Origin of the sequence: Burkholderia sp. F1, assembly GCF_050813845.1 — a bacterium.
Lineage (GTDB): Bacteria > Pseudomonadota > Gammaproteobacteria > Burkholderiales > Burkholderiaceae > Burkholderia > Burkholderia ubonensis.
This window is the reverse complement of record NZ_CP172422.1, coordinates 2,555,911-2,570,881: the sequence shown is the minus strand read 5'-3', so window position 1 is coordinate 2,570,881 and position 14,971 is coordinate 2,555,911. Positions and strand designations below refer to the sequence as shown.

The window sequence follows — 14,971 nt, the reverse complement described above, 5'->3', positions numbered from 1 at the left end:
TTTTGCTGACTGGCGAAGCGGCTGCCTGCAGGTTCGATGCGGCTCTGCAACAATACGGAACGCAGCGGCGCGCGCGCCGGTTCTACCAGACGACGCGCGCTGCCGAGCCGGTCCATCCGCGACGCATCGCATCGCGTCGCCCGTCAGCAGAGTCAGATCTTGTCCGAAACCGCTTCCGCCGCCCGCACCCCGGAGCCGGCCGTCAACTGGCGCGCGATGGCCGCCGTGCTGCTGGCCGTCGCGCTCGCGACGCTCGACACCGCGATCGCGAACACGGCGCTGCCCGCGATCGCCGCCGACCTGCACGCGGCGCCCGCCGCATCCGTATGGATCATCAACGCTTATCAGCTCGCGATGGTCGCGACATTGCTGCCGCTTGCCGCGCTCGGCGACATCGTCGGCCACAAGCGCGTGTACATTGCCGGTCTCGCGGTCTTCACGCTGGCGTCGCTCGGCTGCTCGCTCGCGTCGACGCTCCCGCTGCTGACGGCCGCGCGGATCGTGCAGGGCCTGGGCGCGAGCGCGATCATGAGCGTCAACGTCGCGCTGATCCGCAGCCTGTATCCCGCGCACCGGCTCGGGCGCGGCGTCGGCCTCAACGCGCTCGTCGTCGGCGTGTCGTTCGCGGTGGGCCCGACGATCGCGTCGCTGATCCTGTCGGTCGCCGCCTGGCCGTGGCTGTTCGCGGTGAACGTGCCGCTCGGCCTGTGTGCGTTCGCGGTTGCGATTCCGTCGCTGCCGCAGACGGCGCGCGGCCGCCATGCGTTCGATCCGGTGGCCGCGCTGCTCAACGTCGTCACGTTCGCTTCGCTGATCTTCGCGCTCGGCGAGGCCGCGCAGCGCGGGCCGCTGCACGTCGTGCTCGCCGCCGCCACGCTCGCGCTCGGCTTCGGCTTGCTGCTGATCCGCCGCGAGGCCGGGCATCCGGCGCCGATGCTGCCGGTCGACCTGTTTCGCCGGCCCGTGTTTACGCTGTCCGCGCTGACCGCGGTCTGCGCGTTCGCCGCGCAGGGGCTCGCGTTCGTGTCGCTGCCGTTCTATTTCGAAACCGTGCTGCATCGGAGCGCGGTCGAGACGGGCTTCCTGATGACGCCGTGGTCGATCGTCGTCGCGCTCGCGGCGCCGCTCGCGGGGCGTCTGTCGGACCGCTACCCGCCCGGGCTGCTCGGCGCGGTCGGCCTCGCGCTGCTGTGCGCGGGCATGGCGTCGCTCGCCGCGCTGCCGGCGGCGCCGCACGTGCTCGACATCGGCTGGCGGATGATGCTGTGCGGCGCGGGCTTCGGCTTCTTCCAGTCGCCGAACCTGAAGGCGCTGATGTCGAGCGCGCCGCCCGAACGCAGCGGCGGCGCGAGCGGGATCATCGCGACCGCGCGGCTGATCGGGCAGGCGACCGGCGCGGCGCTCGTCGCGCTGTCGTTCGGGATCGCGGGCCGCCACGGGCCGACGCTCGCGCTGGTGCTCGGCGCATGCTTCGCGGGCGCCGCGAGCGTCGTGAGCGGGCTGCGGCTGTTCGCGCCGTCGCATCGGGCCGGCGTAGCGGTTGCGTCGGAGCGGGCGACGAAGTGACGGCGAGGCGTGCAGACGCCCGCTCGGTCCGTTGCGTCAATGTGAAGAAGCAAAAAAAACGGCGCGCGGAGAAACGCCCCGCGCGCCGGCCCTGCACGCCTCGCTCAGAAGCCGCCTGACTTGACCAGCTGGTTGAGGTTCGCGATGTTCAGGCTGCCGAAGCCGGTCGTGTAGTCCCAGCCCGTGCCCGCGTTGTAGCCGTAGCCCTGATAGCCGTTGTTGCCGGACACGACGTCATAGCGAACGAGCGACGGGTTCGACGGAATGTCTTGGTAGAAGTTGCCCGCCGGGAACCCGAGGCCCGTGCCGTTCGCCGCCAGGATGCGCGCCCAGAAGCCGGAGAACAGCGGCGCCGACAGGCTCGTGCCGCCGATCTGCTGCAACTGGCCGTAGTTGTAGATGTACGCGCCGGTGCTCTGCGCGGCATCGAACGACACGTCCGGCAACTGGCGGTTGCTGCCCGACTGCCACGACGGGGCGGGCAGGATCGTGCTGACGCCGCCGCCCGTTGCCCACAGCTTGCCGTTGCCGTCGAGCCCTTCGTTCCAGACCGTCTCGTTCGAGAACGCGCCCGAGGAGGTCGTATACAGCGTCGTGCCGCCGATCGCGAGCACGTGTGGCGACGAGGCCGGCCACGACACCGTATAGTTCGAGCCGTCCGGATAGCCGCGGTTGTTGCACTCGTACACGCCTTCGTCGCCGGACGACACCGAGAACGTCTGGCCCTGCGCGGCCGCCGTCGTGAAGATCTGCTCCTCGGCGTTGAGCGTGCCGTCGGCGTTCGCGTCGGTCTCGCACCAGCCGAGCGACACGTTGATCACCTTCGCGACGTTGTCCGACACCGCGCGGTTGAACGCCTGCGTGAGCCCGGTGTTGCCCGACGCGTTCTGGTCCGCCATGTAGAACACGAGCTTGCCGACCTTGCCGCCTGCAGCGCCGACGATCGACTGGCTGTCGAGATCCCATTCGCCCTGGCCTTCCTGGTCGTCGCTGTAGTTGCCGCCGGAGCCGTTGGTCTGGACGGTCTGCGTCGACACCGCGCCGTAGCCGTTGCTGGACGTGAAGGTCTTCAGGTCCTGCAGCGTCTGCGCGACGCCGCCGATCGTCATGATGCCGACCGTGACGCCGGCCGCGGTCGGTACGCCGGTCGCGTTGTAGAGGGCCGGGAATTCCTTCGGATAGTGGCCGGTCGCGGTGCCCGCGGCGAGCGCCGTCGGCTTCGCGACGTTGCCGATGCGCAGCAGCGGATGCGCGCGCGCGACGTTCTGCAGCCCCAGCACCGAGCCGACGACGTCGCTCAGCGCGCGCGGCACCTGCGCGGTGGACGCGTTCGCGAAGCCCGAGCGGCCCGCGTACTGGAAGTGCACGAGCGACGTGTTGAACGCGGTCTTGACCGTGCCGGCGGTGCCGCGCGCGGAAACGAGCAGCCGGTTCGGCGCGACCTCGATGTCGACGAAGCCGCTCTTGCGCAGATAGTCGACGACCGACTTGACCTGCGCGTCGGTCGGCGCGTAGTTCGCGAGGAACTGCTCATGCGTGAGGAACTTGCGGTACTGCGCACTGCCGCGGCGGTTGACGTCGCGCGCGAGCTGCTTGAGCTGCGCGGCGTTGCGCAGGTTCAGGCTGACCACGACGCCGGTCGTTTCGCCCGCTGCCAGTTCGAGCGACGGCGCCGCACTGCGCGCCATCAGCTGCGGGCCGGTCAGGAAGGCCTTCGTGTGTGTGTCGACCCAGTCCGTCGCGCCGTGTGCCGCGCCGGCGGCAAGTACGAGCGGCCATGCGCAGGCGAGACGGCGGGGCGACGGCAGAGACAGGGAAAACCAGGTGTTCCTTTTCATCGGGTGTCCTTTTGAGGAGAGACGACGTTGCTGGAACCCCCGGCCCTTGTGGGGCCGCGAGCGCAGTGGAGCGTAGGACGCCATAACGCTTCGGGTAGCTGAGAGAAACATCAGCTGTCAGTTCTGACAAGGCGCGCCCCGCGCGGCGACCGAGCGGGGCAGTGGCGGGCGGCGCGTCGGCGCGGGCTGCGGAACGGATGCGCACGCGCATCGCGTGGCGGCGGGCAGCGCGTGCGTCATTCGGGCAGACACGGCAGCCGCGTGGGCGGCGAATCGCGCATCGCGGCGGCGTGCGAGGGGTCGCCCGGCGGCTCGGACCGAGCGCCGCGTTCGCACTGCAGCGTCGCACTATCTGGTCGGGGCTTGCGGCAAGCTTTCTGGCACGGCGTCTCGATGCCGCCGGCGCATGCAGAAATCCGCGTTGAAGGGGCGCGGCGTGCCGAATGGTGGAACAGCGCGCGGCGCAGTCTTGCAGCCGGCTTTCGGGTTACGCGTCCGGACCCCGCTTTAGAATGATTGCTCTATCGGGCGCGCGGGCGAAAAAAAAGCCCGGCGCGAGGCCGGGCTTCCAAATCGGCCGCAGCCGCCGAAGCGGTGCGGCACCTGCAAAAGCAGAGCGCTTACGCTGCGAGCAGCGAGCGCAGCACGAACGGCAGGATACCACCGTGCTTGTAGTAGTCGACTTCGATCGGCGTATCGATGCGCAGCAGCACCTGCACGCGCTTCGTTTCGCCGTTCTTGTGGTTGATCACGAGCGTGACGTCCTGCTGCGGCTTGAAGTCGTCGCCGAGGCCTTCGATGTCGAACGTCTCGTCGCCGGTGATGCCGAGCGACTGGATGCTGTCCGCGCCCTTGAACTGCAGCGGCAGGACGCCCATGCCGACCAGGTTCGAACGGTGGATCCGCTCGAAGCTGCGTGCGATCACGGCCTTCACGCCGAGCAGCTGCGTGCCCTTCGCCGCCCAGTCGCGCGACGAGCCGGTGCCGTACTCTTCGCCCGCGAACACGACGGTCGGCGTGTCGGCGTCGATGTACTTCATCGCCGCGTCGTAGATCGACAGCTGTTCGCCGCTCGGCTGGTGGATCGTCAGGCCGCCTTCGACGCGCGTGCCGTCTGCCTTCGCCGGGATCATCAGGTTCTTGATCCGGACGTTCGCGAACGTGCCGCGCATCATCACGTCATGGTTGCCGCGGCGCGAGCCGTAGCTGTTGAAGTCGGCCTTCTGCACGCCGTTCTCCTTCAGCCACTTGCCTGCCGGCGAGTCTTCCTTGATCGAGCCTGCCGGGCTGATGTGGTCGGTCGTGACCGAGTCGCCGAAGATGCCGAGCGCGCGCGCGCCCTTGACCGTGACGATCTCGTCGGCCGGTTCCATCGAGAATTCCTTGCCGAAGAACGGCGGCTCCGCGATGTACGTCGACTTCGGCCAATCGTAGACCTGGCCCGACTCGCCCTCGATCTTGCTCCAGAGGTCGCCCTTCTTGGTCAGCTTCGAGTAGTTGTCCTCGAATTTCTTCGGATCGAGCGCGTACTTGAGCAGCGCGTGGATTTCGTCGCTCGTCGGCCAGATGTCGCCGAGGTAGATGTCCTTGCCGCCCTTGCCCTGGCCGACCGGCTCGGTCATCAGGTCGCGCGTGATGTTGCCGGCGATCGCGTAAGCGACGACGAGCGGCGGCGAGGCCAGGAAGTTCGCGCGGATGTTCGGGTGGATGCGCGCTTCGAAGTTGCGGTTGCCCGACAGCACGGCCGCCGCGACGATGTCGTTCTTGACGATCGCTTCGTTCAGTTCCGGCGTCAGGTCGCCCGCGTTGCCGATACAGGTCGTGCAGCCGTAGGCGGCGACTTCGAAGCCGAGCTTCGACAGGTAGGGCAGCAGGCCCGTCTTCGTCAGGTACTCGGTGACGATGCGCGATCCCGGGGCGAGCGACGTCTTGATGTGCGGCGCGACGGTCAGGCCGGCTTCGACGGCCTTCTTCGCGAGCAGGCCGGCAGCCAGCAGCACGCTCGGGTTCGACGTGTTCGTGCACGACGTGATCGCGGCGATCAGCACGTCGCCGTTCTTCACGTCGACGCCGTTGCTCGTCTTGTATTCGGTGCCCAGGTCTTCCGCCTTCTTCGCGAAGCCGTTTTCCGCGACCGGCTTCGAGAACAGGTCGGTGAACGTCGACTTGACGTTGCCGATCTCGATGCGGTCCTGCGGACGCTTCGGGCCCGCCAGCGACGGCGCGACCGTTGCGAGGTCCAGCGTCAGCGTCTTCGTGTAGTCGATTTCGCCGGCCTTCGGAATGCCGAACAGGTCCTGCGCCTTGAAGTAGTTTTCGAACGCGGCGATTTCCGCCTTCGTGCGGCCCGTGCCCTTGAAGTAGTCGATCGTCTTCTCGTCGACCGGGAAGAAGCCCATCGTCGCGCCGTATTCCGGCGCCATGTTCGCGATCGTCGCGCGGTCCGGCAGCGCGAGCGTCTTCGTGCCTTCACCGAAGAACTCGACGAACTTGCCGACGACCTTTTCCTTGCGCAGCATTTCGGTGATGGTCAGCACCAGGTCGGTGGCCGTCACGCCTTCGCGCAGCTGGCCCTTCAGCTCGACGCCGACCACGTCCGGCGTCAGGAAGTACACCGGCTGGCCGAGCATGCCGGCTTCCGCCTCGATGCCGCCCACGCCCCAGCCGACCACGCCGATGCCGTTGATCATCGTCGTGTGGCTGTCCGTGCCGACGAGGGTGTCCGGGTAGAAGACCGTGCCGTCAGCGTCCTTCTTCTTGTGGACGCCGCGCGCGAGGTACTCGAGGTTCACCTGGTGGACGATGCCGATGCCCGGCGGCACGACCTTGAACGTGTCGAAGGCCTGCATGCCCCACTTCATGAACTGGTAGCGCTCGTTGTTGCGCTGGAATTCCAGCTTCATGTTCAGGTCGAGCGCGTCCTTCTGCGCGAAGTAGTCGATCTGGACCGAGTGGTCGACGACGAGATCGACCGGGACCAGCGGCTCGATCTTCTTCGGGTTCTTGCCGGCGCGCTTGGCGACACCGCGCATGGCCGCGATGTCGGCGAGCAGCGGCACGCCCGTGAAATCCTGCAGCACGACGCGCGACACGACGAACGGAATCTCGTCGACGCGCCTGGCGGTCGGCTTCCAGTTCGCGAGCTGCTCGATGTGTTCCTCGGTGATCTTCTTGCCGTCGTAGTTGCGCAGCACGGACTCGAGCACGATACGGATCGACACCGGCAGGCGCTCGATCTTCGTCTTCAGTTCCTTGCCGAGCTGCGGCAGCGAATAGAACTTGCCTTTGCCGGAACCGCTGTCGAATTCCTTGAGGGTCTTGTGGAGATTGTGGGCCATGGTGATTTTCCTGGGTTTAAGTCTAGGAAACAAAGAGTCCTGTATCTGACGGCTATATCACATACAAGTCGACGTATTCATTGACCGGCATCGCTTCGAGCTTTGCCTGGTCCAGCGACACGTCGAGAATCGCTTGTTGCTGCTTTGCCGGGAAGCGGCGGGCAAGGTTGGTCCTGAACTTCTCGATCAGGAGCGGGATGCCGTCGGCACGGCGTCGCTTGTGGCCGATCGGGTACTCGACCGCCACTTCGGCAAGCTTCGATCCGTCCGCGAACTCGATCGTCAGCGCATTCGCGATCGATCGCTTGTCCGGATCGTGGTAATCCTTCGTGAACTGCGGGTCCTCGACGCACACCGTCTTCGCGCGCAGCGCGTCGATGCGCGGGTCCGCGGCGGCCGCGTCCTCGTAGTCGGCCGCCGTCAGCCGGCCGAACAGCAGCGGCACCGCGACCATGTACTGGATGCAGTGGTCGCGGTCCGCCGGGTTGGCGAGCGGCCCCTGCTTGTCGATGATGCGGATCGCCGCCGCATGCGTGCGGATCGTGATCCGGCTGATGTCGTCGGTCGAGCGGCCGGCCGCGGCGAGCTGCGCGTGCAGCTGCATGGCCGCTTCGGCGGCCGTCTGCGCGTGGAATTCCGCCGGGAACGCGATCTTGAACAGCACGTTCTCCATCACGTACGTGCCGTACGGGCGCTGGAAGCGGAACGGCTGCCCGTTGAACAGCACGTCGTAGAAGCCCCAGGTCTGCGCGGTCAGCGCCGACGGGTAGCCCATTTCTCCCGTCTTCGCGATCAGCGCGAGGCGCACTGCGCGCGACGTCGCGTCGCCGGCCGCCCACGACTTGCGCGAGCCCGTGTTCGGCGCGTGCCGGTAGGTGCGCAGCGCGTGGCCGTCGACGAACGCGTTCGATACCGCGTTGATCAGCTCGTCGCGCGTGAGCCCGAGCAGCTGGCCGACGACGGCGGTCGACGCGACCTTGACGAGCAGCACGTGGTCGAGCCCGACCTGGTTGAATGAATTCTCGAGTGCGATGCAGCCCTGGATCTCGTGGGCCTTGATCATCGCGATCAGCACGTCGCGCATCGCGAGCGGCGTCTTGCCGGCGGCGACGGCGGTGCGCGACAGCCAGTCGGCCGTCGCCAGGATTCCGCCGAGGTTGTCGGACGGATGGCCCCATTCGGCGGCGAGCCAGGTGTCGTTGAAGTCCAGCCAGCGGATCGTCGCGCCGATGTCGAACGCGGCCTTGACCGGATCGAGCTGGAACGACGTGCCCGGGACCTTCGCGCCGTTCGGCACGATCGTGCCGGGTACGACGGGGCCGAGCAGCTTGGTGCAGGCGGGGTAGGACAGCGCCTCGAGTCCGCAGCCGAGCGTGTCGATCAGGCAATGACGCGCGGTCTCCAGCGCGGGTGCGCTGTCGATCCCCGCATTCAGCACGTAGTCGACGATGTCGACGAGTACCGGATCCGGGGCAGGGCGGACGCTGGAGATCGGGGCGGACATCGAGGGGCCTGGGAGAACGGGCTTAGTTGTTCTTCAGCTCGTTCGATTGCGTCGGCGCCGGCGTGCCTTGCGCCATTTCCGGCGTCACGCACTCGTCCGCGAGGCGCTCGCCGCCGTTCGCGTCGCTGAACAGCATCGCCTTGGTCGGGATCACGACCAGCTTGAAGCCGGCTGCCGGATCGTAGAACGTGTCGGCGCCCGTCGTCGTTGCCTGACGCGGCAGCTTGTAGTTCTTCTTCGCCCAGTGAACCGTGACGACCTGGTCGCGCTTCATGTCGCCGGCGAGGTCGAACGACAGGCCGTCCTTGCACGCCCACTTGGCTGCGCCTTCCGGCACCGGATCGACCTTGGCCGCGGCACGCGCCTGTGCCTTCTTGCTACGCGGGATGATGCGCTTGGCCGGCGCCGGGCGCTTGGCCGTTGCCTTCTTCGCGGTCGTGCCCGCTTCCTGGGCGAACGCGCTCGGAGCCGAGACCAGCATCGTGGCGGACAGGGCGCCGATGGCGGTAGCGATCAGGAGTTTCTTCATGGAGTCAGAACCTTTCGATAATCAGTTGACATGGGCCGGCGGCGTCGGGCCGTCGGCCGGGTTGAACTGCACGCGCCCCGGAAGCGCGCAGCGGCCGCTATTTTCGCCTATTTGGCCGCGCATATTTCAGGTTTTCGGGCTCCGTTACGTTTTTTGTCGTTTAGCAAGCCGGCGATCGCGTCGCGCTCACGGTGTATTTCCCGCGGCGGCCGGGCCGAACAGCGGCGCCGCCTCGGCGGGCACCGGCTGGCCGGTCGCCTGCGCGCGGCGCAGCACCGACCAGTAATAGCGGTAGCTCGCACGATCGTGCAGCGTATCGCAATGCCGTGTCGGACCCCAGTCGGCGGCCTGCGCGGCCAGCAGGATCTCGGCGGCGAGCGCGACTTCGTCGGTGCGAGGCGCGAACGCGTCGACGATCGGCCGGATCTGCGACGGGTGGATGCTCCACATCCGCGTGTACGCGAACTCGTCGCGCGCGCGGCGCGCGTCGTTCGCGACGACGCTCATGTTGCGCACCTCGGTCGTCACGTTGTGCGACGGCGTCTTGCCGTGCGCATGGCACGCCGCGGCGATCTCGAGCTTCGCGCGGCGCACGAGCGGATGCTCGAACTGGCCGGGCGAGCGCATCGCGCTGTCGGGAATCGCGCCGTGATGCGCGGAGACGAAGTCCATCAGCCCGAAGCTCAGCGTGCCGACGAGCGGCAGTGCGGCGAGGGCGGCCGCGTGAGCGAGCGCGCCGTGGGTCTCGACCAGCACGTCGACCGGAATCGGCCGCGCGATGCCGAGCTCGCGGCGCGTGCCTTCGATGAACGCGCACATCTCGGCGGCGTCGGCGGCGTTCGCGATCTTCGGCAGCGTGATGTAGGCCGGCGCCTGCGTCGCGCGCAGGATGATCCGGACGTCGTCGCGCCAGTGGGGGTGGGAGAAATCGTGGATTCGCGCGCCGACCCGCCCGAAGCGGTTGTCGGCGCTGCCGAGCAGGCCGGCGACCAGTTCCGCGTGCGTGGCTTCCTGGCCGATGGCCGCGCCGTCCTCGCAGTCGAGCGTGATGTCGAACACCGGGCCCATCCCGGCCTGCAGCGCAAGCGACTTGCGCATCAGCTTCTCGCTGCCGGCGTAGTGGTCGCAGCATGGCAGGATCGCGGGCGGGGACGCACCGTCGTACAACACTTGTGCAGGTGTAAGCGCGGACATCTTCTCTACGTCTAGAAGGCAGGCTAGCGTGGAAAAATCGGATGCGGGCGCGTTCTGGGCCAGTGGCGGCAAAACGCATCCGGATCGGATCGGGGGCGAGGCGGGCCGGTGGCATGCCGCCGGCCCGCGCCGCAGCCGTGCCGCCCGCGGGCGGCGCGGCCGGCGCCTTACTTCAGCAGGTGGGCGACGCCGTCACGCTCTTCGAGCAGCTCGGCCAGCGTGCCGTCCATCTTCTCGCGCGAGAACGCGTCGATTTCCAGGCCTTCGATACGCTTGTACTCGCCGTTTTCGCACACGACCGGCACGCCGTAGATGATGTCTTCGGGGATGCCGTACGAACCGTCCGACGGAATGCCCATCGTGACCCACTTGCCGTTCGTGCCGAGCACCCAGTCACGCACGTGGTCGATCGCCGCGTTCGCCGCCGATGCCGCCGACGACAGGCCGCGTGCTTCGATGATCGCCGCGCCGCGCTTGCCGACGGTCGGGATGAACGTGTCGCGGTTCCAGACGTCGTCGTTGATCAGCTTCAGCAGCGATTCGCCTTCGGCGGTCGCGAAGCGGAAGTCCGGGTACATCGTCGGCGAGTGGTTGCCCCACACCGCGAGCTTCTCGATCGACGCGACCGGCTTGCCCGACTTGGCCGCGAGCTGCGACAGCGCGCGGTTGTGGTCGAGGCGCAGCATCGCCGTGAAGTTCTTCTTCGGCAGGTCCGGCGCCGACTTCATCGCGATGTACGCGTTCGTGTTGGCCGGGTTGCCGACGACCAGCACCTTCACGTCGCGGCTCGCGACTTCGTTCAGCGCGGCGCCCTGGACCGTGAAGATCTCGGCGTTCGCCGACAGCAGGTCCTTGCGCTCCATGCCCTTCGAGCGCGGACGGGCGCCGACCAGCAGCGCGACGTCGGCGTCCTTGAACGCGACTTTCGGGTCGTCGGTGATCACGACGCCCGCGAGCAGCGGGAACGCGCAATCGTCCAGTTCCATCACGACGCCTTTGACGGCGGCTTGGGCTTGCGGGAGGTCGAGCAGTTGCAGGATGACCGGCTGGTCCTTGCCGAGCAGGTCGCCGTTCGCGATGCGGAACAGCAGCGAGTAAGCGATTTGACCTGCGGCGCCGGTGACGGCAACGCGCTTTGCGGGCTTAGCCATTGAAAATCTCCAGGACGGGTGAAGCGTGGGACGCTCGGGAAAACGCCATTCTATGCGCGTTAGGCGAAGCGTTGCTTTGAAGCAGGGCGGAGGACTCGCGGTTGCATGCGCGGTGAACCTGGAGACGGGCCGAGGCACGTGGCCGGGGACGCGCTTTGCCACCCGCGAACCCTTGCTCGACCCGGAGTTTAGGAGTCGAAGGACGCAAAGTCAAACGGTATCATATGTCTTATATAAGACAGATGTTTTGCGGAATTTGAGTGGACGGAAAAGCGCGGTTTGTGATGAAATGCGCGCCATGACATCGAACCAGGCGAACAACGCGAATCCGACCGGCGCAGGCGGCCCAGGGCAGCCGGGCGCGGCCGAGGTCGCGCCTTCGTCGGCGCCGACGTTCAGCCCTTTATACCAGCAGATCAAGGCATTGATCACGCAGAGTCTCGAGTCGGGCGAATGGAAGCCGGGCGAGATCATTCCGAGCGAAGTGGAGCTTGCCGGCCGCTACAAGGTCAGTCAAGGCACGGTGCGCAAGGCGATCGACGAGCTGGCCGCCGAAAACCTCGTGGTGCGCCGGCAGGGCAAGGGTACGTTTGTTGCGACGCACAATGAAGACCGCGCGCAATTCCGGTTCCTGCGCCTCCTGGCCGACGACGGCGCGGAGCACGCGCACGTGAGCCGCCTGCTCGAGTGCCGCCGGACGCGTGCGCCGGCCGAGATCGCCCGCCAGCTCGACCTGAAGCCGGCCGACCCGGTGGTGCAGGTGCGCCGCCTGCTCGAATTCGAGAACGAGACGACGGTGCTGGACGAGATCTGGCTGCCGGGCACGATGTTCCGGGGCCTCACGTTCGAGCGGCTCAGCGAGTACAAGGGGCCGCTCTACGCGATGTTCGAGACGGAGTTCGGCACCCGCATGATTCGCGCGTCGGAGAAGATCCGCGCGGTGGCGGCGGAGCCGGCGGTGGCCGACCTGCTGCACGTGCCGACAGGTTTCCCGTTGCTATCGGTCGAGCGCGTGTCCTATACATATGGTGACCGGCCGGTGGAAGTGCGGCGCGGCTGGTATGTCACAACCGGGTATTACTATCAGAACGACTTGAGCTGACGATGCGGGTATCGGCTCGTGTCTCGTGCATTCGCGCTCCCCACACTGTCCGCGAAGCACGTTTCGGGTCGCCTTTGTTCGCGTTTGCGTAACGCTCCTGAGCAGGTTTTCGCTGCAGCGCGATATAAAAAGGCGCTAAAATCGCGGATTAGTGTCACAACATAAGTAGGGGTCTAGCATGACTGACGCAGTAAGAAAGCCGAGGCCGGAATACCGGAACATCGGGTTCGGCGACATCACGATGAAATATCGCCTGCCGCTAGCGGCGAAGGTTTCGATCCTCCATCGAGTCAGCGGTGCGCTGCTGTTCCTGTTCCTTCCGTTCCTGCTGTTCCTCTTCGACCAGAGCCTCACCTCCGAGCTCAGCTTCGAAGGCTTCAAGTTCTTTCTCTCCAACGTCATCGTCAAGCTCATCGTCCTCGTGTTGTCGTGGGCGTTCTTCCTCCATTTCTGCGCCGGCATCCGCCACCTGCTGATGGACATCAACCACGATGCCGTCACCAAGGAGCGCGGCAAGTCGACTTCGGTCGTCGTGATCGCCGTCTCGTCGCTGCTGACCATCGCGATGGCCCTCAAACTGTTCGGAGCATTCTAAGAAATGGCAGCCAACAACCGAATCGGCTCGAAGCGCCTCGTCGTCGGCGCGCACTACGGCCTGCGCGACTGGCTCGCGCAACGCATCACGGCCACGATCATGGCCGTCTACACGATCATCCTGCTGGTGCTGTTCTTCGGCGCGCACGATTTCTCGTACGAAGGCTGGGCGTCGATCTTCTCCGCGCAATGGATGAAGCTTGCCACCTTCGTGACGCTGCTTTCCCTCTTCTACCACGCATGGGTCGGCGTGCGCGACATCTGGATGGACTACGTGAAGCCCGTCGGTGTGCGCCTGCTGCTGCAATCGCTGACCATCGTCTGGCTGCTCGCATGTGCGGGCTACGCCGCGCAGATTCTCTGGAGAGTGTAAAGAATGGCTGCAATCAAAACTTCCCTCCCGCGTCGCAAGTTTGACGTGGTGATCGTCGGCGCGGGCGGCTCCGGCTTGCGTGCGGCGCTGCAACTGTCGCGTGCGGGCCTGTCGGTCTGCGTGCTGTCGAAGGTGTTCCCGACGCGTTCGCACACGGTCGCCGCACAGGGCGGGATCGGCGCATCGCTCGGCAACATGAGCGAAGACAACTGGCACTATCACTTCTACGACACGATCAAGGGCTCCGACTGGCTCGGCGACCAGGACGCGATCGAGTTCATGTGCCGTGAAGCGCCGAACGTCGTGTACGAGCTCGAGCACTTCGGCATGCCGTTCGACCGCAACGCGGACGGCACGATCTACCAGCGCCCGTTCGGCGGCCACACCGCGAACTACGGCGAGAAGCCGGTCCAGCGCGCCTGCGCGGCCGCCGACCGTACCGGTCACGCGCTGCTGCACACGCTGTACCAGCAGAACGTCGCGGCGAAGACGCAGTTCTTCGTCGAGTGGATGGCGCTCGACCTGATCCGCGACGCGGACGGCGACGTGCTCGGCGTGACGGCCCTCGAAATGGAAACGGGCGACGTCTACATCCTCGAAGGCAAGACCACGCTGTTCGCGACGGGCGGCGCAGGCCGGATCTTCGCGGCGTCGACCAACGCGTTCATCAACACCGGCGACGGCCTCGGCATGGCGGCCCGCTCGGGCATCGCGCTGCAGGACATGGAATTCTGGCAGTTCCACCCGACCGGCGTGGCCGGCGCGGGCGTGCTGATCACGGAAGGCGTGCGCGGCGAAGGCGGCATCCTGCGCAACGCGAACGGCGAGCGCTTCATGGAGCGCTATGCGCCGACGCTGAAGGATCTGGCGCCGCGCGACTTCGTGTCCCGCTCGATGGACCAGGAAATCAAGGAAGGCCGCGGCGTGGGCCCGAACAAGGACCACGTGCTGCTCGACCTGTCGCACATCGGCGCCGAGACGATCATGAAGCGTCTGCCGTCGATCCGCGAAATCGCGCTGAAGTTCGCGAACGTCGATGCGATCAAGGAACCGATCCCGGTCGTCCCGACGATCCACTACCAGATGGGCGGCATCCCGACCAACATCCACGGTCAGGTCGTCGGCACGTCGCGCGATCACAAGGAGCCGATCAACGGCTTCTACGCAGTGGGCGAATGCTCGTGCGTGTCCGTGCACGGCGCAAACCGCCTCGGCACGAACTCGCTGCTCGACCTCGTGGTGTTCGGCCGCGCGGCCGGCAACCACATCGTCGAGCACGTGAAGAACCAGCGCGATCACAAGCCGCTGCCGGCCGATGCGGCCGACCGCGCGCTGGAGCGCCTGAACAAGCTCGAGAAGTCGTCGTCGGGCGAATACACGCAGGACGTCGCGAACGACATCCGTTCGACGATGCAGAAGCACGCAGGCGTGTTCCGCACGTCGGCGCTGCTGAAGGAAGGCGTCGAACAGATGGCCGGCCTGAAGGAGCGGGTTGCCAACATCCACCTGAAGGACAAGTCGAAGGTGTTCAACACCGCGCGCGTCGAAGCGCTCGAGCTGGAGAACCTGATCGAGGTCGCACGCGCGACGATGGTGTCGGCGGAAGCCCGCAAGGAAAGCCGCGGCGCGCATGCGCACAGCGACTACGAGCATCGCGACGACGAGAACTGGCTGCGCCACACGCTGTGGTACAGCGAAGGCGACCGCCTCGACTACAAGCCGGTTCAAATGAAGCCGCTGACGGTCGACTCCGTGCCGCCGAAGCCGCGCACGTTCTAAGCC

At 66.7% G+C, this 14,971-nt stretch carries 11 protein-coding genes; 5 read left to right on the top strand and 6 right to left on the bottom strand.

Annotation, left to right across the window (positions count from 1 at the left end):
• Positions 1–159: 159 nt before the first annotated feature.
• Complete coding sequence (locus tag ACFIMZ_RS30000) at positions 160–1,566, top strand: MFS transporter (protein WP_431823081.1); 1,407 nt, start codon at positions 160–162, stop codon at positions 1,564–1,566.
• 104 nt (positions 1,567–1,670) lie between these two features.
• On the opposite strand, the gene ACFIMZ_RS29995 is transcribed toward ACFIMZ_RS30000, so the two are convergent.
• The 6 genes from ACFIMZ_RS29995 to ACFIMZ_RS29970 form a co-directional block, all read right to left on the bottom strand.
• Complete coding sequence (locus ACFIMZ_RS29995; RefSeq protein ID WP_431823080.1) at positions 1,671–3,404, bottom strand: S53 family peptidase; 1,734 nt, start codon at positions 3,402–3,404, stop codon at positions 1,671–1,673.
• A gap of 620 nt (positions 3,405–4,024) precedes the next feature.
• A complete protein-coding gene (acnA, locus tag ACFIMZ_RS29990; protein ID WP_431823079.1) occupies positions 4,025–6,742 on the bottom strand; it encodes an aconitate hydratase AcnA in 2,718 nt (905 codons plus the stop codon).
• A 52-nt stretch (positions 6,743–6,794) separates the two neighbouring features.
• Positions 6,795–8,246, bottom strand: coding sequence for a bifunctional 2-methylcitrate dehydratase/aconitate hydratase (locus tag ACFIMZ_RS29985; protein WP_431823078.1), 1,452 nt, complete (start codon positions 8,244–8,246; stop codon positions 6,795–6,797).
• Between the two features lie 22 nt (positions 8,247–8,268).
• Positions 8,269–8,775 (bottom strand): hypothetical protein, encoded by a 507-nt coding sequence (locus tag ACFIMZ_RS29980; protein ID WP_431823077.1) that lies wholly within the window; start codon positions 8,773–8,775, stop codon positions 8,269–8,271.
• A gap of 186 nt (positions 8,776–8,961) precedes the next feature.
• Complete coding sequence (locus ACFIMZ_RS29975) at positions 8,962–9,969, bottom strand: HpcH/HpaI aldolase/citrate lyase family protein (RefSeq protein ID WP_431823076.1); 1,008 nt, start codon at positions 9,967–9,969, stop codon at positions 8,962–8,964.
• 167 nt (positions 9,970–10,136) lie between these two features.
• Positions 10,137–11,120 carry a malate dehydrogenase gene (locus ACFIMZ_RS29970; RefSeq protein ID WP_059566007.1) on the bottom strand — a complete coding sequence of 328 codons (984 nt, stop codon included), beginning with the start codon at positions 11,118–11,120 and terminating at the stop codon, positions 10,137–10,139.
• A gap of 298 nt (positions 11,121–11,418) precedes the next feature.
• On the opposite strand from ACFIMZ_RS29970, the gene ACFIMZ_RS29965 reads away from it, so the two are divergent.
• From ACFIMZ_RS29965 to sdhA, 4 genes are all read left to right on the top strand, one after another.
• Complete coding sequence (locus tag ACFIMZ_RS29965; protein ID WP_431823075.1) at positions 11,419–12,222, top strand: GntR family transcriptional regulator; 804 nt, start codon at positions 11,419–11,421, stop codon at positions 12,220–12,222.
• A 178-nt stretch (positions 12,223–12,400) separates the two neighbouring features.
• Complete coding sequence (gene sdhC / locus ACFIMZ_RS29960; RefSeq protein WP_042587413.1) at positions 12,401–12,817, top strand: succinate dehydrogenase, cytochrome b556 subunit; 417 nt, start codon at positions 12,401–12,403, stop codon at positions 12,815–12,817.
• Between the two features lie 3 nt (positions 12,818–12,820).
• On the top strand, positions 12,821–13,189 hold the full coding sequence (sdhD, locus tag ACFIMZ_RS29955) for a succinate dehydrogenase, hydrophobic membrane anchor protein (RefSeq protein ID WP_431823074.1): 369 nt from the start codon (positions 12,821–12,823) through the stop codon (positions 13,187–13,189).
• 3 nt (positions 13,190–13,192) lie between these two features.
• A complete protein-coding gene (sdhA, locus tag ACFIMZ_RS29950; protein ID WP_431823073.1) occupies positions 13,193–14,968 on the top strand; it encodes a succinate dehydrogenase flavoprotein subunit in 1,776 nt (591 codons plus the stop codon).
• Positions 14,969–14,971: the final 3 nt, after the last annotated feature.